The organism is Kribbella sp. CWNU-51, from assembly GCF_054073265.1.
On record NZ_JBSXMZ010000037.1, the window covers coordinates 29,478 to 55,228 of the forward strand.

24 protein-coding genes are annotated in these 25,751 nt (G+C 69.1%); 7 read left to right on the forward strand and 17 right to left on the reverse strand.

What is annotated here, in order from left to right; genetic code table 11:
- Positions 1 to 136: 136 nt before the first annotated feature.
- Positions 137 to 310: a hypothetical protein gene (locus tag ACXC9Q_RS30785; RefSeq protein ID WP_328524955.1), complete on the reverse strand. Its 174-nt coding sequence runs from the start codon at positions 308 to 310 to the stop codon at positions 137 to 139.
- Between the two features lie 229 nt (positions 311 to 539).
- Here ACXC9Q_RS30785 and ACXC9Q_RS30790 point away from each other — a divergent pair, with 229 nt between their 5' ends.
- The 4 genes from ACXC9Q_RS30790 to ACXC9Q_RS30805 are packed head-to-tail and all read left to right on the forward strand — an operon-like array spanning position 540 to position 4,547.
- Positions 540 to 1,835, forward strand: a complete 1,296-nt coding sequence (locus tag ACXC9Q_RS30790; RefSeq protein WP_457060133.1) for an XRE family transcriptional regulator — start codon at positions 540 to 542, stop codon at positions 1,833 to 1,835.
- Positions 1,836 to 1,844: 9 nt separating this feature from the next.
- Complete coding sequence (locus ACXC9Q_RS30795; RefSeq protein WP_457060134.1) at positions 1,845 to 2,405, forward strand: GNAT family N-acetyltransferase; 561 nt, start codon at positions 1,845 to 1,847, stop codon at positions 2,403 to 2,405.
- 27 nt (positions 2,406 to 2,432) lie between these two features.
- Entirely contained in the window at positions 2,433 to 3,317 is an 885-nt protein-coding gene (locus ACXC9Q_RS30800) for an oxygenase MpaB family protein (protein ID WP_457060135.1), read from the forward strand.
- A 27-nt stretch (positions 3,318 to 3,344) separates the two neighbouring features.
- Positions 3,345 to 4,547 carry an ROK family transcriptional regulator gene (locus ACXC9Q_RS30805; protein ID WP_457060136.1) on the forward strand — a complete coding sequence of 401 codons (1,203 nt, stop codon included), beginning with the start codon at positions 3,345 to 3,347 and terminating at the stop codon, positions 4,545 to 4,547.
- Between the two features lie 60 nt (positions 4,548 to 4,607).
- Here the strand turns inward: ACXC9Q_RS30805 and ACXC9Q_RS30810 are convergent, their stop codons facing one another.
- The 6 genes from ACXC9Q_RS30810 to ACXC9Q_RS30835 form a co-directional block, all read right to left on the reverse strand.
- On the reverse strand, positions 4,608 to 5,204 hold the full coding sequence (locus ACXC9Q_RS30810; protein ID WP_457060137.1) for a ParA family protein: 597 nt from the start codon (positions 5,202 to 5,204) through the stop codon (positions 4,608 to 4,610).
- A gap of 112 nt (positions 5,205 to 5,316) precedes the next feature.
- Positions 5,317 to 6,273: an ABC transporter substrate-binding protein gene (locus ACXC9Q_RS30815; protein WP_457060138.1), complete on the reverse strand. Its 957-nt coding sequence runs from the start codon at positions 6,271 to 6,273 to the stop codon at positions 5,317 to 5,319.
- A complete protein-coding gene (locus ACXC9Q_RS30820; protein ID WP_457060139.1) occupies positions 6,270 to 8,240 on the reverse strand; it encodes an ABC transporter permease subunit in 1,971 nt (656 codons plus the stop codon). Before ACXC9Q_RS30820 ends, ACXC9Q_RS30815 begins: the two co-directional genes overlap by 4 nt.
- The gene (locus ACXC9Q_RS30825) at positions 8,240 to 9,295 is read right to left on the reverse strand and encodes a quaternary amine ABC transporter ATP-binding protein (RefSeq protein ID WP_457060140.1); all 1,056 of its coding nucleotides are present in this window, start codon (positions 9,293 to 9,295) and stop codon (positions 8,240 to 8,242) included. The genes ACXC9Q_RS30820 and ACXC9Q_RS30825 overlap by 1 nt, the downstream gene beginning before the upstream one ends.
- Before the next feature lie 99 nt (positions 9,296 to 9,394).
- Positions 9,395 to 9,853, reverse strand: coding sequence for a group II truncated hemoglobin (locus tag ACXC9Q_RS30830; protein WP_328524946.1), 459 nt, complete (start codon positions 9,851 to 9,853; stop codon positions 9,395 to 9,397).
- Positions 9,854 to 9,865: 12 nt separating this feature from the next.
- Positions 9,866 to 10,765: an aminoglycoside phosphotransferase family protein gene (locus ACXC9Q_RS30835; RefSeq protein WP_457060142.1), complete on the reverse strand. Its 900-nt coding sequence runs from the start codon at positions 10,763 to 10,765 to the stop codon at positions 9,866 to 9,868.
- 37 nt (positions 10,766 to 10,802) lie between these two features.
- Here ACXC9Q_RS30835 and ACXC9Q_RS30840 point away from each other — a divergent pair, with 37 nt between their 5' ends.
- Positions 10,803 to 11,519, forward strand: coding sequence for a hypothetical protein (locus ACXC9Q_RS30840; RefSeq protein WP_457060143.1), 717 nt, complete (start codon positions 10,803 to 10,805; stop codon positions 11,517 to 11,519).
- Here ACXC9Q_RS30840 and ACXC9Q_RS30845 read toward each other — a convergent pair.
- Both ACXC9Q_RS30845 and ACXC9Q_RS30850 read right to left on the reverse strand, forming a co-directional pair.
- Complete coding sequence (locus tag ACXC9Q_RS30845) at positions 11,497 to 12,192, reverse strand: class I SAM-dependent methyltransferase (protein ID WP_457060144.1); 696 nt, start codon at positions 12,190 to 12,192, stop codon at positions 11,497 to 11,499. The two genes, ACXC9Q_RS30840 and ACXC9Q_RS30845, sit on opposite strands and share 23 nt — an antisense overlap.
- A 137-nt stretch (positions 12,193 to 12,329) precedes the next feature.
- A complete protein-coding gene (locus ACXC9Q_RS30850; RefSeq protein WP_457060145.1) occupies positions 12,330 to 13,163 on the reverse strand; it encodes a siderophore-interacting protein in 834 nt (277 codons plus the stop codon).
- Between the two features lie 182 nt (positions 13,164 to 13,345).
- Between ACXC9Q_RS30850 and ACXC9Q_RS30855 the strand changes: the two genes are divergently transcribed.
- Positions 13,346 to 15,961, forward strand: coding sequence for a hypothetical protein (locus ACXC9Q_RS30855; RefSeq protein ID WP_457060146.1), 2,616 nt, complete (start codon positions 13,346 to 13,348; stop codon positions 15,959 to 15,961).
- On the opposite strand, the gene ACXC9Q_RS30860 is transcribed toward ACXC9Q_RS30855, so the two are convergent.
- Together ACXC9Q_RS30860 and ACXC9Q_RS30865 are read right to left on the reverse strand one after the other, a co-directional pair.
- Positions 15,958 to 16,173 (reverse strand): type II toxin-antitoxin system Phd/YefM family antitoxin, encoded by a 216-nt coding sequence (locus ACXC9Q_RS30860; protein ID WP_457060147.1) that lies wholly within the window; start codon positions 16,171 to 16,173, stop codon positions 15,958 to 15,960. The genes ACXC9Q_RS30855 and ACXC9Q_RS30860 overlap by 4 nt on opposite strands.
- 94 nt (positions 16,174 to 16,267) lie before the next feature.
- A complete protein-coding gene (locus ACXC9Q_RS30865) occupies positions 16,268 to 17,554 on the reverse strand; it encodes an endonuclease (RefSeq protein WP_457060148.1) in 1,287 nt (428 codons plus the stop codon).
- A gap of 451 nt (positions 17,555 to 18,005) precedes the next feature.
- Between ACXC9Q_RS30865 and cysS the strand changes: the two genes are divergently transcribed.
- Positions 18,006 to 19,469: a cysteine--tRNA ligase gene (gene cysS / locus ACXC9Q_RS30870; RefSeq protein WP_457060149.1), complete on the forward strand. Its 1,464-nt coding sequence runs from the start codon at positions 18,006 to 18,008 to the stop codon at positions 19,467 to 19,469.
- A 19-nt stretch (positions 19,470 to 19,488) separates the two neighbouring features.
- Here the strand turns inward: cysS and ACXC9Q_RS30875 are convergent, their stop codons facing one another.
- The 6 genes from ACXC9Q_RS30875 to ACXC9Q_RS30900 form a co-directional block, all read right to left on the reverse strand.
- Entirely contained in the window at positions 19,489 to 20,388 is a 900-nt protein-coding gene (locus ACXC9Q_RS30875; RefSeq protein ID WP_457060150.1) for an ornithine cyclodeaminase family protein, read from the reverse strand.
- A complete protein-coding gene (locus ACXC9Q_RS30880) occupies positions 20,385 to 21,515 on the reverse strand; it encodes an aminotransferase class I/II-fold pyridoxal phosphate-dependent enzyme (protein ID WP_457060151.1) in 1,131 nt (376 codons plus the stop codon). Before ACXC9Q_RS30880 ends, ACXC9Q_RS30875 begins: the two co-directional genes overlap by 4 nt.
- Positions 21,499 to 22,122 (reverse strand): helix-turn-helix transcriptional regulator, encoded by a 624-nt coding sequence (locus ACXC9Q_RS30885; protein ID WP_457060152.1) that lies wholly within the window; start codon positions 22,120 to 22,122, stop codon positions 21,499 to 21,501. The genes ACXC9Q_RS30880 and ACXC9Q_RS30885 overlap by 17 nt, the downstream gene beginning before the upstream one ends.
- Positions 22,119 to 22,925 (reverse strand): PrsW family intramembrane metalloprotease, encoded by an 807-nt coding sequence (locus ACXC9Q_RS30890; protein WP_457060153.1) that lies wholly within the window; start codon positions 22,923 to 22,925, stop codon positions 22,119 to 22,121. The genes ACXC9Q_RS30885 and ACXC9Q_RS30890 overlap by 4 nt, the downstream gene beginning before the upstream one ends.
- Before the next feature lie 239 nt (positions 22,926 to 23,164).
- The gene (locus ACXC9Q_RS30895; protein ID WP_457060154.1) at positions 23,165 to 24,997 is read right to left on the reverse strand and encodes a hypothetical protein; all 1,833 of its coding nucleotides are present in this window, start codon (positions 24,995 to 24,997) and stop codon (positions 23,165 to 23,167) included.
- Positions 24,982 to 25,737, reverse strand: a complete 756-nt coding sequence (locus tag ACXC9Q_RS30900; protein WP_405070219.1) for an ABC transporter ATP-binding protein — start codon at positions 25,735 to 25,737, stop codon at positions 24,982 to 24,984. Before ACXC9Q_RS30900 ends, ACXC9Q_RS30895 begins: the two co-directional genes overlap by 16 nt.
- Positions 25,738 to 25,751: the final 14 nt, after the last annotated feature.

Genomic DNA, 25,751 nt, shown 5'->3' on the forward strand with positions numbered 1-25,751 from the left:
GAGGAGTTCTCCGGACCGCACCTGGGTTTCGTCCGGGACTGAGGAGTGCCACGGACCTTCCAAGTGCTACCCCTGGACGTGAGGAGACTCCAGGGCGCAGCGGCCGGGTCTGAGGAGGACCCGGAGGTTCAGGTGTTCAGTCGGTGCTGTCGAGTGGGCCGAGCAGGTCGTTGGTGACTCGGAGACCGGCGAAACGGCGCCGCATCGCCTGTTCGTAGCGGGCCGCCAGTGGCGCGTCCGCGACGTACTGCGCGATCACATGCTCGCCGAACCAGACCCGAACTCTGCGCCGGTGCTGCCTCGACGTCATCTCCGCGATGGTCACTACCTCTCACCCCGTAACTCTGAGCCCTTGCAACCAGTTGGACTTACTGGTTGTCATGGCAGTAATGGTGCACGAGCCCACCGTGACCGCTCTAGGACCTGGACCGGACCTTTGCCGGACCTCTTCCGGTCCTCTGGCGGACATCTGGGGGACCGCACCTTGTCGTGGGGCATGAGTCGAGACAACGTCTGATCTGACGTGAACAGGAGGAACGATGGCGGGTAGGTATACGCCAAAGACGGTCCTGGCGCACCTGATCCAGCGCCGGAACCAGACCTACTCCGAGATCGTCGCCGAGTTCGTCGAGCTGGGTGGAACCATCACCGAGCGGCACCTGCGGCGCCTCGCATCGGGCGAGCGCGCAGGCACCACTCCTCAGACCCGGCGCACCCTGCAACGCATGTTCGGCAAACCGGTCGAGGAGCTCCTCGCGCCGTACGTCCCCGAGCAGGCTGCCCAGGTGGTGCCGTCACCTGCCGCGAGTGGACGGATCACGACAGGTAATGAGATGGAGGTTCTCGACATGGCTGCCAGCCGAGCGAGGGCGTTTGCCCTCGCGGCCCAGTCCGGTCTCGGAAGCGAGGCCATGGAACAGGTGTACGACGATGTGCGCCACGTCGCGAAGGCCTACCCGCAGCGCCCGCTGCCGGAGATCCTCGGCCAGCTGGTCGAGACCCAGGACCTGGTCTTCGCCCTGCTGGAGAGCCGGCAACGCCCGGAGCACCTGCGGCAGCTGTACTTCCTCGGCGGCGTGACCGGCGGTCTGCTGGCCAAGGCGTCCCACGACCTCGGTAATCCGCATGCTGCCCTGACGCAGGCGAGGACCGCGTTCCTGTGCGCCGACAACGCCGACCACCACGGCCTGCGCGCCTGGGTGCGCGGCCTGCAGTCCCTGGTCTCCTACTGGGCCGGCAACCCGCACGACTCGGTCCGGTACGCACAGCTCGGCGCCGGGTACGCCGAGCAGGCAAACAGCACCACCAGCGTCTGGCTGCCGGTCAGCGAGGCCCGTGCCTGGGCGGCGCTGGGCAACCCGGAGGCCACCCGGGCCGCGCTCGAGCGGGCCGAAGAGGCCTGGAGCTCGGTGCGCAAGGACGACCTGGACGAGATGGGCGGCCTGTGCACCTTCGGCCGTCACCGCCAGCTGTACTACGCCGCCGACGCGCTCGCCTGGCTGCCCGGTGAGGTCGACCAGGCCGAGCGGTACTCCAGCCAGGCCGTCGACGCCTACGCCGACCAGAACCACCCGGAGTGGGCCTTCGGCGACGCCGCCGGCAGCCAGGCCGCGATGGCGATCAGCCGGATCGCCAACGGTGAGCTGGACGGCGCGGCCGACGCGATCGCCCCGGTGCTGGGCCTGCCGACCGAGCGCCGGATCAACGGCGTGGTGCACTCGGCCCGCCGGGTCCACCAGGCGCTGCGGCAGTCCGGCCGCGCAGACGACGCCCGGGAGTTGCAGGAGGAGATCGAGATGTTCACCCGGACGCCGATGCAGACCTTCTCCCGGTAGCCTGCCCGGATGGAGCCCCTGACCGGTGACCTGACCAGACTCCGTGACTTTCGGCCCTCCGACCTCGACGACTACCTGGCGATCGCCGGCGACGACCGGGTGACCGGATGGATGGCGTTCGACAGCTACGACCGCGACAAGGCGGCGGAGATGCTGGCCGGCATTATCGAGCGCTCGGCGCGGGAGGATCGCCCGGAGCACATGCTCGCCGTCACCCGCCAGGACGGCGATCAAGTGATCGGCTTCGCACGGATCGCTCCGAGCGGGCCCTGGGCGGCCAAGCTCGGCTATGCGATCCACGCCGACCACTGGGGGCACGGCTACGCGACCGACGCCTCCCGCGTGATGCTCGACTTCGCCTTCGGCCCGCTCGGCAGGCACCGGGTCACCGCGGCGATCGGCCCGGAGAACGAGGCCTCGATCGCCGTCGTCAAGCGCATCGGCTTCACCTACGAAGGCCACCTGCGCGACCACGTCTTCACCAACGGCAACTGGCGCGACTCCCTCCTCTATTCGCTGCTGGAGGACGAGTACGCCGAGCGTTCGTCCGGCGGCCGCCTGGAACCCTGACGGGATCGGTCGAGGCACACTGGTCGTATGACCGCCACCCTCGCTGGACCGCTCGACCCGCTGCGAGACGGACTCGCGCGGATGATCATGACGAAGGTGGCGGGTCCGGACCCGCGGGCTGAACGCAACCGGGTGCACAACACCCCCGGTCCACGCTGGTTCGCACCGGACCGCCCGATCCGTCGGGTGCATGGCGACGCGTCGATGTTCGCCGGCGGTCTGCGCGCCCTGCTGCTGCAATCGCTGCATCCGCTGGCGATGGCGGCCGTCTCGGCGCACTCCGGCTACCGCGGCGACCCGTGGGGGCGGTTGCGCCGGACCAGCTACTTCCTGGCGATCACGACGTACGGCGCGATCCCGGACGCGGAGGAGGCGATCGCCCGCGTGCAGGGGGTGCACGAGCGCGTCCGCGGGACCAGTCCGGACGGGGTCAAGTACCGAGCTTCGGACCCGCACCTGCTCAGGTGGGTCCACCTGGCCGAACTGGACAGCTTTCTCGCTGCCCACCAGACGTACGGCGTGCAGCCGCTCGACGCCACGGAGCAGGACCTGTACGTCGAGGACGCCGCACTCGTGGCCCGCAAGCTCGGTGTGGTCGACCCTCCGACCACCATGGTCGAGCTACGTCAGATGCTGGCCGAGTATCGGCCGGAGCTCCGCGGCACGAGCGAGGCACGCCAGGCTGCGCGCTTCATGCTCGTCCACCCGCCGGTGCCGTGGGCCGCTCGTCCGGCGTACGGCGTACTCACGGCCGCCGCGGTCGGACTGCTGCCGTGGTGGACCCGCTGGCCGCTGCGCCTCCCGTACCTGCCGCTGGCCGAGCGGACCGTCGTTCGCGCGGCCGGCGAAGGCCTCACCCGCACCATCCGGTGGGCCCTGACCTCACCCATCCTGGGAAATATCGAGGTTTAGCGGCGGACTCGCCGGTAGGTTGTTCTCGTGCCGCTGCGTCCTCATCGTCCGCTCCCCCTGGCCACGCCGGCGGGAGTCGCGGTGCTGACCAGGATTCTGACCCAGGGCCCGATCCCGCGGGTGGAGATCGCGCGCCGGACCGGGCTCTCCCAGGCGGCCGTCACGAAGGCGGTCGCGCCGCTGATCGAGACCGGGTTCGTCACCGAGCAGGGGGCGGCGCCGTCCGAGGTGGACACCCAGCTCGGCATCGGACGGCCGGTCAGCCCGCTGACCGTCGTACCGAGCAGCGTCTCCGTGATCGGGGTGAAGGTGACCCCGACCAGCCTGATCGGGGTGACCACGGACTTCACCGCCGGGATCCTGAGCGTCCGGCACGAGAAGCTCGACGACACAGCGCCGGAGCGGGTGATCGAGCGGCTTGCTGAGCTGGCGAAGGCGTTGATCGGCTCGCTGAAGTCGGGCGAGGCGTTGGCCGGGCCGCTGATCGGGATCGGCGTCGCGGTGTCCGGTGATGTGGATGCCCAGCACGGCGTGGTACGTGACTCGCCGCTGATGGGCTGGCGCGGCGTCCCGGTCGCGGAGTTGCTCGCCAAGCGGATCAAGGTGCCGATCGTGGTCACGAACGACGTCCGCGCGCTGACCGTGGCGGAGCACTGGTTCGGCGTCGGGGTGAACGCGGACTCGTTCGCGGTCGTGACGATCGGCTCCGGCATCGGCTGCGGCCTCTACATCAACGGCGAAGTGGTGTCCGGCGCGTACGGCGTCTCCGGCGAGCTCGGCCATCTCCCCCTCGCACCCGGCAACCTGGTGTGCACGTGCGGCCGGCGTGGTTGCGTGGAGACCGTTGCCTCGTCGGACGCGATCCTGGCGCGGACCCGCGAGACGACCGGGCGTGCGGACCTGGATCTGGCCGGTGCGATCAAGCTCGCCCACGAGGGTGACGAGCATGCGCGGGAGGCGTTCGACCGGGCCGGTGACGTGATCGGTGCGGCCCTGGCCGCGATGGTGAACCTGGTCGGCCCGGAGCTCGTGGTGATCGCGGGCGAGGGCGTGGCGGAGTACGACCTGTACGAGGAGCGGATGCGGCAGACGTTCGCGGACCATGCCTTCGGCGCCGCGGGAGACTGCCGGCTGATGCTGCGCTCGCACACCTTCGACAACTGGGCGCGCGGCGCCGCCGCCACTGTCATCCGCTCGTACGTCCGCGGCGAACCACCCCTGAAACGCTGACGCGACAGTTGGGCGGGCCGGGTCTGCGAGCGAGTTCGCCGACCCGGCCACCTCGGGCGATCAGGTCCGGGCCGCGGCCAGGATCTTGCGCCAGACCTTCTTGTAGGACTCCAGTCCGTCCGCGGCCAGCGGTCCGGTCGGGCCGGCCGTGATGGAGACCCGCTCGGGGATCGTGCCCCAGACCGGGATGCCCTCCTCGGCGTACTGCTGCATCGCTTCCTGGTAACTGCGGGTGTAGGTCCGGGCCGAGCAGATCACCAGCCCGGCCGGGATGTTGTCCGGCACCAGGTCCAGCACGGCCTTCACCCGCGGTGTCTCCACCCCGCCCACCCGGGTCGGGATGATCACGATCCGGGCCCGTTCGAGCGCCTTGTTCAGCAGCCGCTCGTGGGACGGGGGCATGTCGACGATGCCGATGCCCTCCGGCGGCACCTTGTCCAGTGCCTTGCTCAGGAGGCGCTCGGTCGGCGCCTCGGCGATCTCGATCCTGGCCAGGTGCTGGTCGTCGGAGGCTTCGATCCAGTCGGCTGCGCTGCCTTGTGGATCCGCGTCGACCAGTGTGGCTGTGCGGCGGTTGGAAGATGCCAACGAGGCCAAGTACACCGACGTGGTTGTCTTGCCGACCCCGCCCTTCAGTGCAGCTGTCACGATGATCATGAGACCGAACTTACCCGGTTTTGTCCGAAATCCGGCGTGTCGTCGGCGTTGCTCGCCCACATCGTGATAGTTGCCCCCGGCCCGTGAGAACAAGCTCAAGGGCGCTTCAGAGCTACTTCCCGAGCCAGGCGTCGACCTTCGACTGGTTGTCCTTGACCCATTTCTCGGCGGCCGCGTCGGGGGTCATCTTGTCGACCGCGATCATCCGGGCTACCGCGTTCTGGTCCTCGTTGGTCCACCGGAAGTTCTTGACCAGGTTGTACGCCGGGCTGCCGGAGTCGGCGAACTTCTTCGAGACGATCTTGTCCAGGTCGTACGGCGGGTAGTCGCAGGCGACCTTGGCCGGGTCGGTGTCGCAGCCGGTCTTGTACGCGGGCAGGTCGACCTTGACCAGCTTGACCTCGTTGAAGAACCACTGCGGCTCGTAGAAGTACGCGAGCAGCGGCTTCTTGTTCTTCTCCGCGTCCCGGAACGCCTGGATCAGCGCGGTCTCACTGCCGCTCTGCACGACCTTGTAGTTCAGCGCCAGGTTCTTCACCAGCGCCTCGTCGTTCGTCACGTACGACGGGTCGCCGTCGAGCAACTGTCCCTTGCCGCCGGACTCCGAGGTCTTGAACAACGCGGCGTACTTGTTCAGGTTGTTCCAGTCGGTGATGTCCGGGTACTGCTGCGCCATCCACGGCGGCACGTACCACCCGATCACGCCTTTGACGCCGGTGGAGCCGGCCTCGACCGCGACCTTCTGGTCGGTGATGTACTTCTTCTTCAGGTCCTCGTGACCCCAGTTCTCCAGGTTCACGTCGACCTCGCCGGTGCTGAAGCCCTGCCAGGCGATCTCTTCCTTCAGGTCCTTCTTCACCACCTTGCAGCCGAGATCCTGGGTCGCCACGTAGGCGACCACGGCCGCGTTCGCCTCGTACCCGACCCATGGGCTGACAGTCAGGTTGAAGGTGCCGCAGTCCTTGCCCGCGGCGACAGCTGGCTTGTCTTCACCGACCTTCGCACCACCGCACCCGGACAGGGCCAGCGCCACCGCCGTCAGGACACCGGCGTACCGGAGCTTCTTCACCGCTTGTCTCCCATGCTTTTGAATTGAGTAGAGCCTTGGAATCTCTGAGTACGGCGGGCCGCCGCCTGCGTCACCCGGTCGAGCAGCACGCCCAGCAGGACGATCGCCAGCCCGGCCGCCAAGCCCTTGCCGTACAACTCGCTCTGCGCGAAGCCCGCGGCCACGTCGTACCCGAGCGCGCCGGCCCCGACCAGACCGCCGACGACGACCATCGCGAGGACGTAGATCAGGCCCTGGTTGACCGCCAGTGTGATCGCCCGCCGGGCCACCGGCAGCTGCACCTTGCTGATCACCTGCCAGCTGCTCGAGCCGACCGAGTTGGCCGCCTCGACGGTCGCGACCGGCACCGCCCTGATGCCGTCGGCAACGATCTTGGTGGTGACGGGTACGGCGTACACGACAGCGGCCGCGATCGCCGTGAACCGGCTGGTGCCGAACAACGCCAGGAACGGCACCAGGTACACGAACGGCGGCATCGTCTGCCCGGCGTCCAGCACCGGCCGGATCCAGGTGTCGACCCGCCGGTTGCGCCCGGCCCATACTCCGAGCGCAACACCGACGGCGACGACCACGACGGTCGCGAGCAGTGTCGAGGCCAGCGTGATCATGCTGTCGTGCCAGAGACCGGTCGCGACCAGCAACCCCGAGCACACCGCGGCCGGGACCGCCCCACGCCAACCACCGAGTACGGCGGCCAGCGCGACGGCGACCGCGGTCACGAGCCACCAGGGCGACCCGGTCAGCAGAGCCTCGAGCGGGTTGAGCACACCGTTGGTGATGGCGTCCCGGACGCCGTACGTGAACCCGCCGAAGACATCCTGCACCCAGTTCGTCACGTCGGTGGCGATCACCGCGATCCGCGAACCGAGGTTCGCACCGGACGGGAAGTCCGCCGCCCACACGTAGGTCCGGGAGAACCAGATCGCGACCAGCACCGCGACCGCTCCCGCGCCGAGCAGGATCTTGCGGCGCACACTCGCCGTACGCCAGGGGCGGTCGCCGGCCGCGGTGGTCACGCGGTCGAGCACGATCGCGAGCACCACGATCGCCAGGCCGGCGTTGAACGCGACGCCGACGTCCAGGGTCTGCAGCGCCTTCAGCACGGTCTGGCCGAGACCGGGCGCGTCGATCAGCGCGGCCACGGTCACCATCGACAGCGCGGCCATGATCGTCTGGTTGATGCCCACGACAACGGTCGACCGCGACATCGGCAGCAGCACCTTGGTCAGCGTCTGACCACGGGTGGATCCGAGCGACCGGGCCGCCTCGACGCTCTCCGGCGGGACGGATCGGATCGCGTGCGCGGTCAGCCGCACGGCCGGCGGCGCGGCGTAGATCACCGTCGCGATCGTGGCCGCGGCCGGGCCGATCGCGAAGAACAGCACCAGCGGCGCGAGGTACACGAACGTCGGCAGCGTCTGCATCAGATCGAGGACCAGCGTCGCGACCCGGAACGCGCGATCCGACAGACCGGCCCAGATCCCGAGCGGGATCGCCACCAGCAACGACAGCAGCACGGCCGCGATCGTCAGCGCGAGCGTGTCCATGCTCTCCTGCCACAACCCCTGCAACCCGACGAACACCAGCCCGGCCGCGGTCAGCAGCGCGACCTTCCAGGTGCCGAACGCCCAGGCCAGGTACGCCGCCAGCGCGACGACCCCGAGCCATCCGATCACCGGGACCGGCCGGTCGTACGACGGCTGGGAGATCAGGTTCTGCAGCAGGACGACCAAGTGGTCGACGCCCACCCGGATCGCGTCGAAGACGGCGTTGCCCTGGCCGACATCGTCGCGGTGGTCGGTCAGCCAGCGGTGGAACGCGGTCGTCTCCTGACCGCCGAGCACGAGGTTGTCGATGCCGCGCAGAACGAAGTACGCCGCAACCCAGACGACGAGCAGGACGCCGACGACCACACTGCGGCGGGGCCGGCGTACCTCGACGTGGAGGTCGCTGGTGATGGCGGCCATCAGGAGTCCGCGACGACGGCGAGGATCTCCTCGTCGCTGATCACACCCAGCAGCGTGCCGTCCGCGACGACCTTGACCGGGCGGTCCGACTCGAGCACGAGCCGGGTGGCCTCGCGGACCAGGACGTCCGGGCCGAGTTCGGGACCGTCCAGCGGCTCGTCCGGACGCGGTTCGCGGACGATCCAGCGCAGGGTGAGGACATCGGGCCGGTGCACGTCCCGCACGAACTCGCGGACGTAGTCGTCGGCCGGTGCCCCGACCAGTTCGTCGCCGGTGCCGAACTGGACCGCGGCGCCGTCGCGCATCAGCAGGATCCGGTCGCCCAGCTTGAGCGCCTCGGACAGGTCGTGGGTGATGAACACCATCGTCTTGCCGACCTCGCGGTGCAGCCGGACGACCTCGGTCTGCATCTCGCGGCGGATCAGCGGGTCGAGCGCGGAGAACGGTTCGTCGAAGAGCAGGACGTCGGGATCGTTGGCGAGTGCACGGGCCAGACCGACCCGCTGCTGCATGCCGCCGGAGAGCTGCTCGGGGTAGAGCTGCTCGTTGCCGGCCAGGCCGACCAGGTCGATGACCTCCTGGGCGCGCCGGCGCCGGTCCGGCTTGCTCTCGCCGCGGATCTCCAGGCCGTACGAGACGTTGTCGATCACCTTGCGGTGCGGCAGCAGCCCGAAGTGCTGGAACACCATCGAGAACTTGCTCCGGCGCAACGCCCGCAGCCGCTTCTCGTCGGCCGCGCGCAGGTCCTCGCCCTCGAAGAACAGACTGCCGGCGGTCGGCTCGATCAAACGCGTGAGACAACGCACCAGCGTCGACTTGCCGGAGCCACTGAGGCCCATCACCACGAATACTTCGCCGGGCGCGACGTCGAAGCTGAGGTCGCGGACGGCCGCCGTACAGCCGGTCTTGGCGTACAGGGTGGCTCGGTCGAGGGACGCGAGGTCGGGACGGTGCGGGACGCGCTGCGCTTTCGGGCCGAACACTTTCCACAGGCCCTGGATGGACAGCAGCGCATCGTCGTCCTGGATCCCGGGATACTCGAGCTGAGCGGTCACAGGTTCACCCTCGCATCCCCGCCACGCGGTTTCGTCGTGAACCGCGACTGTATCCAACGCTCAGTTCTGCGGCGCCCTCGCGGGTGTCTGCTGAGTCAGCTAGGGCTGGTACGGCGGTGCCTCGCCCCAGCCCCAGTGGGGGACCGGGGCCTTCGGGGGCGGGGTTGCGCCAGGCTGGGAGTTGGCGAGGGCGATCCGCGTGCCCCACTCGACGTAGGCGACGAAGGCCGACCGGAACTCCGGGTCGTCCGGCAACCCGGCCGGGTCCGCGCTCTGGGCGATCAGCGCGGCCCAGCGGGACCGCTGCTCCTCGGTCAGCGCGAGACCGATGTGGTGCGACAGCATCGCCGGGTAGCCGCCGAGCTCGTCGGTGTAGCGGCTGGGACCGCGGAACACCTCACCCAGCCAGATCGCCACATGCTCGCGATGCTGGTCACTCATGTGCGCGAACACCGGCGCAAGGACCGGGTCCTCGAGCACCTTGTCGTAGAAGACCTCGGTCAACCGCCGCAGCGCCTCATGCCCGCCTGCCCATTCGTACAGCGTCGGAGTACTCACGTAATCATGTAATCACACGAAGAGGGCAGCCGAGATCGCCGCCAGCTCCGACTCCAGCCGGGTCGCGCCGTCTCCGACGAACCACAGGACGTTCTGCAGGATCCGGCCCGCCGTCCAGCCGAGCGCGCGGTCCCGATCGATCCCGGTGATCTTGAGCATCAGGTCGAACCGGTCCCGGATCGCCCGCGGCAGGTCGCCGGTCGCGACCAGGTCGTCCCACCGGTTCCACAGCACCGGGAAGACCTCGAAGGCCGGGTCCCCTGCCAGCGGCTTGGGATCGATGACCAGCCACGGCTTCCGCTTCGCGGCCATCACGTTGAGGTAGTGCAGGTCCCAGTGCAGGAGCCGGTCACCAGACTCCGACAGGAGCTCGGTCACCTGAGCGACGAACCGCCGTACCAGCCGTTGCTCGGCCGGATCGGCCAGCCGGGGGATCAGACCGGGCGCGTCCTCGACCATCGCGCCCGCGATGTCCGCGAGCTGCCGGATCCCGGCCGGAGCCGGTACGGCGCTGAGCCGGGCGAGAAGCTCGGCCAGGATCCGCGTCGCCTCGACGTGGTCGGGCAGGTCGTCCAGCGTGCGCGGCTCGAGTCGCTCGAGCAGGAGAGTCGACGTCTCGGGGTCGTCCTCGAACACTTCGACGACATCGTCGTGGTTCCACGTCCGCAGGGCGAGAGCCTCGCCATCGCTTTCGCCGTTCACCGGCTGGAGCTTGAGCATCGCCTCGGCGCCATCCCGCCGCACGACGGGCAGGATCAGCGAGGCCTCACCACTCAGCGGCTCACCCGTGACCGTCAACTGCCACCGGTCGAGGTACTTCGCAGCATCCCCAGGCAACCCCGCCAGCCACTCGGCCGACTGCTCGCCGTGGTTCTTGATCAGCTTCGTGGGAATCTCGATCACTCTCGGCACAGTAGGTGGTTGGGCGGCTATGTGCTTGGGTTTTCCTGTGAGCGAAGTGGAGCGCAGGCATCGGCGGGTGCAGCGCGTGGTCGCGGTCATTTATCTCGGGATCCCGTTGGTGCTGCTCGGGTTCGTCGCATGGATCAGCTCGACCGGGCCGGCCGCGGCCTGGATCGGGTGCGTCGTACCGGTCGGGATGCTCGTGCTCGGCTGGATTCTGCGGCGGCGGCACCGCTATCAGCCACGCTGGTGGATGGGCGTCGGCGGGCTGTACGGCGGCATCGCCGGGCTGGTCGTGACGCTGTTCCCGCTGGTGACGGGCGTCTGGTGGCCGGCGATCCTCGCGCTACCTGCGCTCATCGTTGGCGTGGTCGGCGGTCTGGCTCTGGCCCGGTACGCCGATCGCGTGTTGCTGGTGCCCGTCGTACCTGAGCTGGCGGATACGCCGTACGAGCTGGTCTTCCGGCTGCGTGGACTGCCGTTGGCCGCGGTGCTGGTCGGGGCGGACTCGGTGACGATTCAGTCGCATCCGGTCCCGCGGTCGGAGCAGCAGTTCCGGACTTATCCCCTGGCCGAGGTGACGGGGACCTTCGAGTTCTCGCTGTCGGGGGCCGAGCGGCTCAAGTTCCCGATCGCGGTGAACCATGCGGTTGCCACTCCTGGACCGGCCGTCATCCTGCAGGCTTCGGGCGAGGACTGGGTCCTGCCGACGAATCAGCCGGACACGCTGATCGACGTACTCACGCGCCGAAAGCCCCACTGACGCCGCGACCGTCGGTCCAGCGCATCGCGAGCGCGAACCCGAGGTCGGTGTACTGCGCACCCGGGAAGACGCTGTCGTAGACCTCGCGGAACTGCGACCGCGACAGGTACCGGTCGCTCCGTAGGTGGTCGAGCCACGGCTTGCTGTGCCAGAAGCGGAACTCGAACCACGCATCCCGCAACCCCAACCGCGCGATCTGCCGCGGGAATCCCAGCCAGGCGCCGAGCAGGTACGTCCACCCCGGCGGAGTCGGGTAGCGATCGCACACGTTGTCCACCACCGCGACCGTCCCACCCGGGCGAACGAGAGCCTTGAGGTGTTGGAGGCCGGCTCGATAGTCGGGCAGGTGATGCATCATCGTGTGGCTGTAAACGAGATCGAAGCCGTCGTCGTCCACGGCGAACACGTCGTCCACCCGGTACTCGACGTTCGGCTTGGCTCGCTTGGTCCGGGCGAGCTCGATCATCGGCTCGCTGAGGTCGACGCCAAGGACCTCCTCGTACTGCGCAGCCAGCCGCTCGGCCGCATGCCCGGAACCACAGCCCACATCCAGCGCCCGCTCCCCACGCAACCCGAGCCCAGCCACCCACTCCACGTGCTGTCCAGGCTGCAAACTCACGAACCGGTCGTACGCCGCCGCGAACCGATCGAACGAAGCAGGATCCTCAACCATGCCTGGTACGACGCGGCACGCGCGGCAATGGTTGGAAAGGTCGGCGCGATCGACCCGGTCACCGGCAACGTTCTCGGCGCGCCAGCGCCCTGCCCGGTGCTACTGCAAGACCTTCTCCATCCGCGGTCTCTGACCGGTCAGGAGGCGGTGGCTTCTCGCTCCTTGCGGGAGGTCTCCGCCTTCTCGGCCTGCCAGCCGTCCTCGTTCTTGCCGAGGCGCCAGTAGCCGGAGAGGGAGACGCGGTCGCGGGGGAGGCCGCGGTCGGTGAAGAGGTTCTGGCGGATGCGGAAGACGAAGCCGGCTTCGCCGTGGACGAAGATGTGCGGGTCGCCGACTGGGAAGTCGAGGGCCGCGACCGCGGCGACCAGACTGTCACCACGGCCGGTGTCGCTGCCTGCGCGGTGGAAGAAGGTCACGTCGACCTCGCCCGAGCCGCCGAACTTCTGCTCCTCGGTCTCGTCCTCCACTTCGAGCAGGACGGTCGCTCGTGCGCCCGGAGGCAATTGCTCGACCGCGGCACCGATCGCCGGCAGGGCGCTCTCGTCACCCACCAGCAGGTGCCAGTCGGCGGCCTCGTCCGGCGCGTAGGCACCACCCGGACCGTTGAACCACAGCACATCGCCGGGCTTCGCAGCCGCAGCCCACGGACCAGCCACACCCTCGTCGCCGTGGTACACGAAGTCAATGGTCAGTTCCTTGCTGTCTTCGTCCCAACCCCGCACTGTGTACGTCCGCATGGTCGGCCAGAGCTCGGCCGGGAACGTCTCGCGGACCACGCCCATGTCCAGCGGCTCCGGGTACTCGACGCCGGGCTTGCCGAACAACAGTTTGATGTAGTGGTCGGTGGTCCCGTTGTCCACGAAGTCCTCGGAGGTCAGCACGACCCGGATCATGTGCGGGGTGATCCGCTCGGTCCGTTGGACGACGGCGCGCTTGCAGACGCGGTTACGGCGGGGTGCGGGGCTGGTCACGCGACCACAGTCCTCTCGGGCGGAAGTTAGGTTTACCTAACCGAGGTTAACCCACCAACGCCAACAACCGCCCGGCGAAGGTCGCCAGGTCGGCCGGTGGTTCAGCTGCCGGGGGACGAGTGTTAACCGACAAGCCATGTACAGCCTGTGTCGGGGACCGCTACGGTCCGCACGCTGGTCCAATGAGCCAGGTCTTCGGTACGCCGCGGCGCCCGGCGTACACCGTCACGCGGACGGACCGGCTCGGACGGCCGATCTCGCTCGGTGACCCGCTCCCGGAGAGCAAGGCGATCCTGTTCACCGGGCCACCCGGTATGGGCAAGACCCGGGAGCTGGATGAGGCCCGCGTGCTTGCGGCCCAGCACGGCTGGACGGCGATCCGGGTGGAGGCCTCGGCGCGGGATCCCTTGGAGAACCGCTTCACCCGCGCGATCTCCGCGGACCTCGAGAACCTGCGCGCGCGGTTCGGACGGCTGCGGGTGCGCAAGCTGCGGAAGACGGTCCGTGACCTGACCCAGCGCGCCCGCAACACCCAGCACGGCGCCGAGGTCCGGGTCGGCGCCGGGGCTGTGCAGTTCATCGGCAAGCGGCAGTGGGACGTCACCCCGCAGGACAACCTCGGCACCACTCTGAACGACTTCGCCGACCAGCTCGGAGAACTTGCCGCGAGCAAGGGTCAGCGGGTGCTGCTGCTGGTCGACAACATCGACGCCGCGTCACCGCGGGACCTGGCCGGGCTGAACGAGCTCGCCGTACACCTGGAGCAGCAGGGCCGCCCGGTGTGGCTGGTGGCGGCCGGTGGTGCGATGGCCACGAGCCGGCTGATGGCCGCTTCCGACCGGATGTCGGGCATCGCGACCACGGTCACCAATCAGTTCGACATCCGCGAACTGGGGCCGATGGCCGATCATGATCTGCGGCCGGCGCTGACGGTGCCGCTGCAGCAGGCCGGCATCCGCTACCAGCCCGAGGCGATCGACAGCCTGCTGCGCGCCGCGAATGGCGACCCGAGCCGACTCCGCACCCTCGCCGACACCGCGGTCGCCTTCGCTGATCCCAGCGACGGGATCACCATCGCGACGGCCGCCGCCGCGACAGCTCGCGTCAACGACGAGTCCGCGGTGCTGTACCAGGGCCGGTGGAACCGGTGCACCGACGCGCAGAAGGACCTGCTCGCCAAGGTCGCGGCCCAAGGCCCGAACGGGCTGTCGATGCCGGCCGAGACCCAGGTGGCCGGGCCCGGCCGCTGGCAGGCGATCGACGAGGCGCGCCAGGATCTGGTCGCCCGCGGCCTGCTTCGCGAACACGGCGGCGAACGCGTCACGATCGCCGAGTCCGGCCTCCAGGACTGGGTCAACGACTACCTCGACCAGAACCCGGCGGCCCCGACCCCGGCCGGTCACGAGCTCGCCCGCACCGCCCAGCAGGGCGCCGGGATCGCGCCGGTGCACCCGACCGGCGACCGGGCGGCGCTAGTCAGCCAGGTGTTCGGTACGGCGCGCAACCCGGTCCACCCGGTGATGCGGACGGACCAGCTGGGCCGGCCGATCTCGCTCGACCAGCGGCTCCCGCGGGGGACCTCCGTCCTGTTCACCGGCCCGCCCGGCATGGGCACGAGCCACGAGCTGGACCGGACCCAGGCGCTGGCCGACCGGAACGGGTGGACGGCGATCCGGCTGGACGCCTCACCGCGCGAGCCCCTGGAGAACCGGGTGATCCGCGCGGTCAACCAGGACATGGACAAGTTCCGTCAGCGCTTCGGAATCGGCGCGGCCCGCGAGCTCAAGAAGGCGCTCGGCGAGCTGGCGGTGCGGACCCGGAACGCCCAGAACGGCGCGGAGGTGCGGATCGGTGCGCCCGGTGTGTTCCAGGTCGTCGGCAAGCGGCAGTGGGACGACGCACCCCGGGACACCGTCGGCAGCACGCTGAACGAGCTCGCCGATCACCTCGGCCAACTGGCCGCGGAGAAGGGCGAGCCGATCCTGCTGATGGTCGACAACCTCGACGTCGCATCGGACCGGGATCTGGTCGCCTTGACCGAACTCTCCGCGCACCTGGAGCAGCAGGGTCGGCCGGTGTTCCTGGTCGGGGCCGGTGGCGAGCTGGCCACCACCCGGCTCCTGGGCGCGTCCGGCGGGCAGGCCGGCGTCGAGACCAAGGTCGCCCACCGGTTCGATATCCGGGAGGTGCCGCCGCTGACCGACACGCAGCTGCGGCAGGCGCTCACCGAACCACTCCGTCAGGCCGGCATCCCGCACGAACCGCAGGCTGTCGACAACCTGGTCAAGGCGGCCAACGGCAACCCCAGCCGCCTTCGCACCCTGGCAAGCTCCGCGCTCGAGCTGGCCGACCCGCAGACCGGGATCACCTCCGGGGTGGCGAAGGCAGCGATGGCCCAGCTGAACGACCGCTCACGGACGCTCTACGAAGCCGCCTGGCACAACTGCTCCGACGCGGAGAAGGAGCTGCTGGCGAAGGCCGCCGTACGCGGTCCGCACGGGTTGTCGATGCCGGCCGAGTCCGCACCGCCCGGCCCCGGCCGCTGGGACCTCGACAGCGCCGGTCAGGGCCTCATCTCCCGCGGCCTCCTCCGCAAGTCCGCCGGCCGCATCACCGTCGCCGACCCCGGCCTCCAAGACTGGGTCCAAACCCGCCTCGGCCACTCCGCCGCCCACGCCGGCATAGCCCTCCCCACCGCCTCTCCCCAGCCACGACTCACAGCAGCCGGGGAGCGTACGACGGACGACCGCCACGCCCTCGGGCCAACCCGAGAGCAAAGCCGAACCGTCAACCGCTAACCCTCGTCTACTGGTGGCGCCGTACGCTTAGGTTGGCGTGGCGGTCGCACCTTCCCCTCCGCCACCAACTGCTGCAGTTTGGTCGGCCCGTCCACCGGCACGATCCGGGCGATCGGCTTGCCGTGGTCGGTGACGGTGATGGTGTGCCCTTTCCGCACCTGCGCGAGATGGCGGCTGAGACCGTCGCGCAATTCCCGGATCCCGATGTCCATCAAACCCTCCTGTGGCCGTATGACTCCACCACTGTGGAGCCATCGGGCGCCCGGTGCGAAGGGCAGATTGTGGGGCAGGGCGGGGCAGATGGGGCTACGGCCAGATGGAGGGGATCCATTCGGGGTGGTCGATGAAGGGGTTCCGGTTGTGTTGGTAGGTGGTGTAGATGACCTCGTTGCGGCGCTTCTCGAAGGCGTCCGGCGGGTCGGCGGCGGCCCAGGCCTTCAGGACCGAGAGCTTGCCGATGTAGGGGGCGGTGCCGTTGTCGACCGAGTTGTTGACTTCGAGGTTCGCGAAGCCGTCGTCACCTTCGTAGCGGACGGCCATGTAGAAGATCATCCGGGCGATGTCGCCGCGGACCGCGGCGCGCGGGGCGAAGGAGTCGGAGTCCGCGGTGCAGCCCGTGCACTGGGCGACCGCCGTACCGCCGTTGTCGAAGTCGAGGTTGCCGCGGGCCGCGTTCACCGACACATCCTCGGGACGCAGGTGGTGGACGTCGGTGCCCGGGCCGGTCGCCGTACCGAAGTCGCCGTGGGACTTGGCCCAGACGTGCTCGCGGTTCCAGTCGTCGGCGGCGCTGCCGTTCGCGCTCTTGCTGATCGAGCGGCCGGAGTAGATCTCGATCACGTTGTTGCTGTTCGCGGGGTCCTGGTCGGTGTCCTTGAGCGCGGTCCAGACCTGGTCGTAGGTCAGCTTGGTCTGGCTGGAGATGATCGTGTGCAGCGCCGCCTTCAGCGCGGCGCCGGTCTTGCCCTCGGCGCCGGCGTAGTAGTCACCCGGATCGCCGGGGTCCGACGAGCCGCCGCCGCTGAACGCGGTCGCGTCCTTCAACCCAGCATGGGTGAAGTACGCGGTCAGGGTCCCGGTGACAGTGATCTGCTGACCGATCAGGCCCGGGTTGCTCTGCAGTCCGTACGACGCGCGGAAGGCCGTCGGGATCTGGACATACAGCATCGACGACGTACCGGTCTGGGTCGCCGAGTCGGCCAGCGCCAGCGCGAAGTCGTTCGGGAAGTTGCTGCGCACAACGGTGTTCGTCGCGGTCGGCTGACCGACCACGTAGCCCGTGACCGAGGCACTCGATCCGTCCTGCCGGCCGATCGCCGTACTGACGGTGATGGGCGTGGCGGCGTTCGACGGCGTGATGCCGAAGCCGAGCAGAGCGAGTACGGCGGTGACGACCAGGGCTGGGCGGAACAAGCGGGATCCTGGTCGTATCTGATGATCCCGCGCCGTAGCGAGCAGGTGCTCGGTGCGGTGCATCGGCGTGCTGGAGCGAAGGTCTCGATGCGGAGCATCGTGGCCTTTGCGCCAGTGCGGCGAGGCGCCGTGCCGGGCGCCGCGCAGTAGGCGGGGGATCATCAGATACGACCTAAGCACGGCAACTCCCAGGGGCGGGTGGGGACCGGACGCCTGACAGTCTGCCCAGGTCGTCCGGCTACCGAACATCCCGATCGCGAACACGAGATGAAGAGACGGAACCTCCACGGCGTGGGATCAGGCGGTGAAGAGTTGAGCCGGTGGGGCGGTGAGCGAGTGAGTGCCGCTCGCCGCCCCACCTGGGTGTCTGGGCCCCCATCAGGCCGCGACGAACTGCCGCGGGCTGCTCTGCCCAGCCACCAGCGAGGCGCTACTGGCGGGCAGCACCTCACCGACAGGGGGAGGACTCACCATCCTCCGCGGTGGCGTGGTGCGGACGCCGTTTACGGACCGTACTCAGTCCAGCACGCATTGTCCACAGCTCAGCAGGGCCGTCTCACACTACTGACCGGTCACTGAGCAGGAAGCGGATCATCAGTGAGGTCCGACGGTCGCGGGCTAGCATCAGGCGGTGACCTTGCGGCTCTACAACTCACTCGGGCGCCGAATCGAAGACTTCGAGCCGGCCACGGACAACGTTGTGAAGCTCTACAGCTGTGGTCCGACGGTCTACAGCTTCGCGCACATCGGCAACCTGCGCGCGTACACGTTTGCCGACACCCTGCGCCGGGCCCTGCTGTGGAAGGGCTGGCAGGTCGAGCACGTCATCAACATCACCGATGTCGGCCACGCCGTGGCCGAAGCAGAACTCGGTGACGACAAGATCGAACTCGCGGCGGCTCGCGAGCGCAGGTCGGTCGAAGAGATCGCCGAGATGTACACCCAGGCGTTCTTCACCGATCTGGACGCGCTGAACATCCTGCCCGCTCACCACTATCCCCGGGCGACGCAGTACGTCGATGCGATGATCGCCTTCGCGGAGCGCCTGGTGGACCGCGGTTTCGCGTACGAGATCCCGTCGGGCCTCTATTTCGACACCTCGAAGGATCCCGGGTACGGCCGGCTCGGACTGGTCGACGTCAGTGGACAACTCGAGGGGGCTCGGGTCGAGCAGGTTCCCGGCCGGCGAGCCAAGACCGACTTCGCGCTCTGGCGTGCGGAGGCGCCGGGTCAGGTCCGCGCCATGCGATGGGATTCACCATGGGGCTGGGGCGCGCCGGGATGGCACCTCGAGTGCTCGGTGATGAGCATGAAGCTGCTCGGCGAGCATTTCGACATCCACACCGGCGGAGTCGACCACCGGCAGCTGCATCACGTGAACGAGATTGCCCAGAGCGAGGCCTATCTGGGCGACAGCCGGCCGTGGGTGCGGTTCTGGCTGCACAACGAGTTTCTGCAGCTCGGCGCGGCGAAGATGGCGAAATCGGCCGGCCCTGTGCTGACCGTTCAGGAGTTGCAGAAGCACGGCTTCCACCCGCTCGCGTACCGGATGTTCCTGCTCGGTGGCCACTACCGCGCCCAGTTGGAGTTCACCACGGATGGACTGGCCGGCGCGCAGGCAACGCTCCGCCGGCTGATCCGCCGTACGGCGGCGCTCGGGCGACTGCCGTCCATCGGCACCCTCGAGGAAGCGCGCGCCCTCACGAGCGACGACTCGGCCGCAGTCGCGGTGATCGACCAGCTCGATCAAGCGGTCAGCGCGGACCTCAACACGCCTCGGGTGCTTGCCGTGCTGCAGGAATCGTTGCGCGATGCGGTTCTGTCCGAGCACGGTCAGCGGGTGGTCACGGCCGCCAGTGGCGCCGTACTCGGACTGCCGTTCGATCGCCTCGAACCGGCCGACGTCGAGCCGGCGGCCGAGCAGTTCTCGCAGTCCGATCAAGCAGTTGTCGACGAGTTGATCGCTGAACGCGAGGCGGCCCGCACGGCCCGGGACTGGGTTCGTGCGGACGCCTTACGCGCTGAGCTGAGCGAGCTCGGTGTTCAGCTCACCGACACACCGACCGGCCCGGTCTGGAGCAGAATCACCCCTTGACCGCGGTGAACGCAGCGCGCTATCTGACCAGTTGCTCCAGGACCGCAGCCGCGACCGCTGCGTCGGCTGCGCCGATGCCGGTCAGATCGGCGACCGACCGGCGCGTCCGGTCCACCCCGTCGCGGAGTACGGCGCCAACCGCGAGGTCGACGTCGTCAGTCACGACTCCGGCCCGGACCGCGTTCCCGAAGTCGCCGTGGTCGAGGCACTGGGCGTGGTCGTCGGTGGCAACCAAAGCACCCGCGAACACCTCGACCGGCAACTCGCCCTTGCCCGGCATGTCGGTGCCGACCCCGGTCACGTGGATCGCCGACCGGAACAGTTCCGCCGGCAACGGCTCACGGGCTGCGGTCGTCGCAATCACGCACGCCGCACCACCGAGCGCATCAGGCTGAGCGTCCAAACCATCCGCAACGAACGCCGCACACAAGCTCTCCACAGCCTCGGGTCGGCGACCCCACACCTGAACCTTGCGCAGTGGTCGCAACTCCCGCAACCACTGCACTTGCAGCCGCGCTTGCTCGCCGGTCCCGAGTACGGCGACCTCGTCCACGTCGGCCGGGGTCATCGCGTCGGTGATCAGCGCACCGGCCGCCGCCGTACGCCAAGCCGTCAGCATGCCCTCGTCAGCCAGCACCGCGGCCGGCGCACCCGTGGTCGCGTCGACGACGAGCATCAACCCGTTGTTCACCGAGGCGAACGTGCTCGCGATCTTCACCACGAAGTACGGCGACCCGTCCACGTACCCGGCCTTCACATGACAGTCGCCGGCGTGGTCCGGGAACTCCAGCACCATCGGCGCCGGCACCGACGTACGCCCCTCGGCGTGGGCGATCAACGCGTCCCGGACCGCGGCGAAGACCACGTCAGGCGTCGCGACCCGAGCGATCGCGTCGAGACCGATCACCGGCAGCGTCATCCGCGCTTCTCCAACCAGGTCGCCCAGACGTCGAGAGCCTCCGCAGGATCACGGCGCCCGAGGCCGACCCGGAAGCGGTCGGTCGGGGTCTCCGTTAGCGCGGAACTGTAGATGCTCGACGGCAGCAGCAGTACGCCGGCCTGTTCGACGAGCTCGGCGCACATCGCCTCGACGCCGTCGGTACCGAGGTAGCGCGGAAAGCAGACGCAGCCCCCGTCAGGCGGGGTGAACTCGAAGAGCTCGGGATACCTCGCGAAGAAGCGGCCGAAGACGGGAACGTTCTCCGCGACGATCCGGCGGTTGCGGTCGAGCAGATTCTCGCGTGCGCGGAGGGCGATCAACGCCAGCACCTCGCTCGGCGCGGAGTTGCAGATCGTCGTGTAGTGCTTGGCCCGCTCGAGCCTGTCGAGGACGGCGCGGTCCCGGCAGGCAATCCACCCGATCCGCAGGCCGGGCAGTCCGTACGCCTTCGACATCACGTTGAGGGAGAGCGCCGTACCCGAGAGATCGGTTGCTTGAGGCAACGACGGGAGTTCGAGCTCGAGGCCGCGGTACACCTCGTCGCTGAAGAGCGTGATCCCGCGTTCGTCGCAGAGCTGCACCAACCGTTGCCAGCTGTCGAGGGACGGGACGGCGCCGGTCGGGTTGTTCGGGAAGTTGACCGACACGATCCGGGTGTTCGGCCGGAGGACGCGCTCGATCGCGTCGACGTCCAGCGCCCAGTCGTCCTCGGGCCGCAACGCGACGCCGGTCACCTCGCACACGGACAGCGGGATCGTCTCGGCCGCCTGATAGTTCGGCGTCAGCACGACGACATGGTCCGACGGCTCGAGCAACGTTCGCATCGCAAGGTAGATCGCTTCCTCGGCACCGGCGAAACACAGGATGTCCTCGGGCCCGGCGTCCGAGTAGGTCGCCGCGATCTCGGCCCGCAACGCGGGGAGACCCCGCGTCTCGGTGTAGCCGAGAGCCAGCGACTCCCACCGCTCGCGGCCGTCGTCGTCGGCCAGCGCGAGCAACTCCGACATCGGCAGCGTCTGCGCGTCCGAGGCGGTCAGGTGATAGCGGGCGCTGAACTCCCAGCGCGCGAAGTACGTCTCCAACCGGAAGTCAGGCAGGGTCGGCATTCGTCTCCTTCCGGGTCTGGGCGAGCAGTTGATAGAGCGCGGACCGGGAGATCCGCAGGGCGCGGGCAACGGCCGGCACGGACCGGCGCTGGCTGAGTACGCCGGCCGCGTCCAGCCGTCCGAGCAAATCCAGGCGGTCGGTCCGGCTCAACCGCTCGACCGTCACGCCGTGCTCCCGGACGTAACCGGCCACGATCTCGTTGAGCGTCTCGGACCAGTCGTGCTCGAACAGCACCCGCGGCTGCCCCGCGACCGGCGCGGCGAACGCGGCCAGCAGCCGGCTCGCCTCCTCGAAGGCGGTCCGGTCGACGTTCACGCACAGCACGTACGCCGGCTTGCCGTCGTCGGCCCGGATCACGGCGCTGACGCTGGACAGCCGGCGGCCGTCGGGCAGCGTCTTCGGGTAGGGGCCGTAGACGTCGGAGCCCGTCGTGTTCAGCTCGTCCAGTTCGCCGAGCAGCGAGGGATCGCCCGGCTCTCGCCCGGACAGCGGGTTCCAGATCGCGGCGACCTCATCGGTGGCCGGGTCGTGCAGCACGACCTCGGCGTGCGGGGACAGCAGTCGCGCGAGCGCCTCGCCGATCGGGGTCAGTTGCTCCGGTGTCACGCTTGGACAATAGGTCCGGCTTGGACAGTTTGTCCAGAGTCGCTGCGCTGCGCGCGCTTGAGGCCGTAGAGCAGCAGGCCGATCGAGATCGCCCCGACAATGACGTACGTGATCCAGCCGCCGATACCGTCCCAGGTGGTGTGCAGGGCGACGGCCACCGCGTACATGCCGAGGAAGAAGGCGAGGTGCCGACCGGACGGCGCGGTCACGAACCGCCACAGCCCCCAGCAGGTCAGCCCGGTCCAGGCGGCGTGTCCGGCCGGTGACAGCAGGCCGCGGATGAACAGCGTCTGCTCGGCGGCCCCGACGTTCCCGTTCGACTCCAGCAGGGCGACGAACGCGTAGCCCATCGTCTCCAGTACGGCGAACCCGGTGCCGACCGCGACCCCGATGACGATGCCGCGGCCGATCGACGTCCGGTACCGGGTCCCGAAGAACACCACCAGGATCACCGGCACGATCAGCTTCGCGGCCTCCTCGATCAGTCCGACCCCGACCATCGGCAGGGTGCCCAGTCGCCGCATCGCCTTGTACTCGAGCAGACCTGCGACGGCCACGCCGACCACGCCACCGAACAGCAGGCAGCCACCGAGAGTCGGGCCGTCGATCAGCCAGCGCCCGGACCGGCCGTCCGCGAACGTGACGAACGTCAGCGGTACGACCATCGCGCCGAGCAGGATCAGGGTCGGGAACAGGTTCGGGTTTCCGGTATCGGTGAGGACGGCGAGCACGCCTAGGTACAGTCCCCCGCCGACCAGAAGCGTGCCTAGCCAAGCCCACCTGCGTACGACTCTTGGTGTCATGGGGCCTCCCGGCCTGGACTGAGGAGCGCAGGGAGCGCAGCGACTGGAGCGACGAGGGAAGGCCGGGAGCCAAGGCCCCATGACCCCGCCGGCGCCGAAGGCCCGGCCAAAAGCATTGTCATTACCCGATGGTGCCGGTTGATGGCGCGCTTGCGCCATGTCGCAGGGACGGCCGGTCGCACGAGGGATGCTGCGGAACGGCCGTACCCCCAGCGCCGCGGGCCGGCACCGGGGCAGCCCTACTCTGCGGCTACCGCGGCCGAGCCACCCCGGGCGGGCTTGGCGCGCAGATAGGTGAGGCCGCCGTACGTGTACATCGACACGCCGAGCGCGGCCATCGCCACGATCACGACCCACGGCCACGGCGCCGGCACGTAGAGGGCGAGGAACCACGACTTGGTGTCGTGGTTCCCGGTCAGCAGGAAGATCGCCGGTACGACGGCCTGCGGGAACAACGGGATCGCGGCGAAGCCCAAGCAGAAGCCGGCCGTGGTACGACGCCAGCGCGGGAGCTTCTCGAGGTTGGACCGCTTGATCTCGCCGATCACGGATCGGCCGTGCCTGAGCAGCGTGAGCAACTCCGGACCCCGGCGATCGAGCCGTCGTGCCGCCAGCCGGCCGAAGTACCACCACGCCAGTACGCCGGACAGGACACCGATCGGCACGCCCCACCACGACCAGGCCAGTGCGGCGACGAGCGCCGGACCAGCGGTCAGCGACACCAGCACGAGCATCAGGTAGACGATGCCCATCGTCTCGCCCTCGTTCTCGCCGGCGTTGAGAGGATTGCCGGACCGTTTGTGCGCGTCGGTCGTCGGTACGGCGGCGTACACCGAGCAGGCGACGACCAGACCGGCCGCGCCACCGAGGATGGCCGGCAGCACGCTGAGCACGAGCGGCCAGGCGCTGGCGTAGCCCGACCACCAGGTCAGCAGCAGAGTGATCAGCAGGGTGGGCGGACCGAAGACGAGAAGGAACGCGCGCTGCCGTGCACGCACGTCGGGCCTGGCCGAGCCCGGAATCATCAGCGTCGTCCACAGCGCCGTACCGTCCGAGCCGTACAAATTGGAGGACATCGAACCTGCCATCACGACGGCAGCCGGACCGGCCCACGGCAGCATCGCCTTCCAGCCGATCGCGAGTGGCATCAGGCAGAAGAAAAGTCCGTAGCTGATCGCGAAGACAGCCCGGTGACCGTAGAGCAGGTCCCGCGTCCAGGACCGCATCTCTTTGGCCGCAGCCGCGTCACGTGCGTTGGTCGCGCTCAGCAGCCGCCGAGGTTTGCTGCCCGCACGGCTGCTCGTCGTACGTCGGACCAACAGAGCGGACCAAGCCACCAGCATCACGGCACCGAGTACCAGCAGGCCGGCGAGGGCCAGCAGCACTTGGAGCCAATCGTTGCGCCCTGCCGCCTCGACGGCCACCAGACCCCAGCCGGACGGGGCAATGCGAGCGGCACTCGCCATAAAGCCTTGCAGGTCGGTGGACACGAAGGCGACGATCAACGCCCACCCCTGCGCGGTGAAGGCCAGGATGAACGCGTTGACCAGCGCCGCGATGACCGCACCCGACCGGACTTGCAGGAGTACGCCGTACACGGCGACGGCGAGCCGGGACGCCAGGACGAAGCAGAACAGTTGGAGTAGCAGGGCGGGTACGGCGATGACCGCTGCCGCGACACTCAACTGCGCACCGACGACCAGCAGGCTGAGTAGGGCGAGCAGGCTGATGACCGGCGCGACGCCGGCCAGCGCCGCGGTCAGGAGGCCGGTGGCCAGCGTGCGCGGCGGGAGCGGCAGCATGCTGAAGTACTCCGGCTTGAGCGTCTCGTCACCACCGCCCGCGAACATCGGCCCGATGATCCAGCCCAGCATCCACACCGCGAGCGCGACGGCCAGGATGTCGTTGTCGCGGGCGGCCACCCAGACGGTGCCGCCGGCGAGCACGAGGCCGACGAATCCACCGCCGACGATCCAGGTCAGCCGGTTCTGGTCCTTGAGCGCGTGCCGGAACGCGGCCAGCCGCATCCGGACCAGCGCGTGCGCCGTCGCAGAGGTCAGGCCGACAGCCACGACAACCCCTCCGCGCCCCGGGTGGACGCTCCGACCAGCGCCACGAACGCGTCCTCCAGGCTGCCGCCGGCCTGCACCTCGGAAACGGTGCCTGCAGCAACTACCTTCCCGTTGGCGACGACGGCCACGCGGTCGCACAGCTGCTCCACGAGCGCCATCACGTGACTCGACATCACCACCGAGCCGCCGCCGGCGATGAACCTGTTCAGGATGGTCCGGATCGTCGCCGCCGAGATCGGGTCCACCGCCTCGAACGGCTCGTCGAGGACGAGCAGCCGCGGCGCATGCAGCAACGCGATCGCGAGCCCGAGCTTCTTCCGCATCCCGGTCGAGTAGCCGATCACCTGCTTGTCGTCCTCGTGGTCGAGCTCGAGCACCTCGAGGAGTTCCGCCGTACGCGCCTTGACCTCGTCCTCGGGCAGGCCACGCAACAGGCCGAGATACGTCAGCACTTCCTGACCGGTCAGCCGCTCCGGCATCCCGAGCCCGTCCGGCAGTACGCCGACCAGCGCCTTGGCCTTCGTCGGCTCCTGCCAGACGTCGGCTCCGAAGATCTTCGCCGTACCGGCATCGGGGCGCAGCAGGCCGACCGCCATCGACAACGACGTCGTCTTGCCGGCTCCGTTCGGCCCCAGCATCCCGAAGAACGATCCCTTGGGGACCGTCAGACTGAGATTGTCGACCGCCCGCTGGTCGCCGAAGGTCTTGGTCAGCCCGATCAGCTCGAACGCGTGCTCCATAGGCAGCACCCTCT

Coding starts and splice junctions, on each gene's coding strand:
- ACXC9Q_RS30785 (WP_328524955.1), bottom strand. CDS start 310: ATGACGTCGAGGCAGCACCGGCGCAGAGTTCGGGTCTGGTTCGGCGAG.
- ACXC9Q_RS30790 (WP_457060133.1), top strand. CDS start 540: ATGGCGGGTAGGTATACGCCAAAGACGGTCCTGGCGCACCTGATCCAG.
- ACXC9Q_RS30795 (WP_457060134.1), top strand. CDS start 1,845: ATGGAGCCCCTGACCGGTGACCTGACCAGACTCCGTGACTTTCGGCCC.
- ACXC9Q_RS30800 (WP_457060135.1), top strand. CDS start 2,433: ATGACCGCCACCCTCGCTGGACCGCTCGACCCGCTGCGAGACGGACTC.
- ACXC9Q_RS30810 (WP_457060137.1), bottom strand. CDS start 5,204: ATGATCATCGTGACAGCTGCACTGAAGGGCGGGGTCGGCAAGACAACC.
- ACXC9Q_RS30820 (WP_457060139.1), bottom strand. CDS start 8,240: ATGGCCGCCATCACCAGCGACCTCCACGTCGAGGTACGCCGGCCCCGC.
- ACXC9Q_RS30845 (WP_457060144.1), bottom strand. CDS start 12,192: ATGGTTGAGGATCCTGCTTCGTTCGATCGGTTCGCGGCGGCGTACGAC.
- ACXC9Q_RS30855 (WP_457060146.1), top strand. CDS start 13,346: ATGAGCCAGGTCTTCGGTACGCCGCGGCGCCCGGCGTACACCGTCACG.
- ACXC9Q_RS30860 (WP_457060147.1), bottom strand. CDS start 16,173: ATGGACATCGGGATCCGGGAATTGCGCGACGGTCTCAGCCGCCATCTC.
- ACXC9Q_RS30875 (WP_457060150.1), bottom strand. CDS start 20,388: ATGACGCTGCCGGTGATCGGTCTCGACGCGATCGCTCGGGTCGCGACG.
- ACXC9Q_RS30880 (WP_457060151.1), bottom strand. CDS start 21,515: ATGCCGACCCTGCCTGACTTCCGGTTGGAGACGTACTTCGCGCGCTGG.
- ACXC9Q_RS30890 (WP_457060153.1), bottom strand. CDS start 22,925: ATGACACCAAGAGTCGTACGCAGGTGGGCTTGGCTAGGCACGCTTCTG.
- ACXC9Q_RS30900 (WP_405070219.1), bottom strand. CDS start 25,737: ATGGAGCACGCGTTCGAGCTGATCGGGCTGACCAAGACCTTCGGCGAC.